Genomic DNA, 755 nt, shown 5'->3' on the forward strand with positions numbered 1-755 from the left:
CTTCAAGTTGAACGGGTATAGTAACGGATGTTTCTAGACTCGGTTATGCTTCTGTTACCCAAGAACCATCTGACGTCCATAATCTATCTGTGCCTGCAGATGCAGGCATCAACAAGATATGGCAAGAGCAGACGGATATGTCTGATGATTTCCAATACCAATTTGATGCCACATCAGAACGCAAAGATTTCGGAGATGGACGATGGTACAACTTTTATCATTCTAGTTGGGATGGTCCAGGCGCAACGTATTGGCAGCATGACCACGTTACGGTAAAAAATGGTAAAGCCGAGTTTCATGTCTCTCGAAGTGACAGAACCGATAAACAAGACAAACCCGGTGTAAATGCCGCGTGTATTTCTTCAAACCAACAAGTGCAATTTCCTGTCTTTGTTGAAGCAAGTGTCAGTATGTCAGATATTTCTCTGGCTGCTGCAGTGTGGTTACTAAACCCGGATGATACTCAAGAAATTGATATTCTAGAATCTTACGCAGGCAGCGCAAACGGCAATACTTATTTTTCAAAATTTATTCACCTGAGCCACCATTCTTTCATACGACAACCTTTCACCGATTATCAACCTCGTGATAAAAATAGTTGGTGGAAAGGTTCGAATGGCGATCATCATATGGGCGGTCATAAAAGTTGGGGGGAATTTACTTGGAATAATGGTAACCGTCAGTACATACAAATTGGTGTGAATTGGGTCAACCCCTATCATTTTGAGTACTACATGGCGTTGTTGCCTAAATCA

The 755-nt window shown here is 42.1% G+C and carries 1 pseudogene; it reads left to right on the forward strand.

Annotated features, from left to right (window positions below):
* Window positions 1-89: 89 nt before the first annotated feature.
* A pseudogene (locus AB4209_RS21070) lies at window positions 90-755 on the forward strand (hypothetical protein); the annotation flags it as partial.

This window comes from Vibrio sp. 10N.286.48.C11 (genome assembly GCF_041469805.1).
Taxonomy (GTDB): domain Bacteria; phylum Pseudomonadota; class Gammaproteobacteria; order Enterobacterales; family Vibrionaceae; genus Vibrio; species Vibrio crassostreae_C.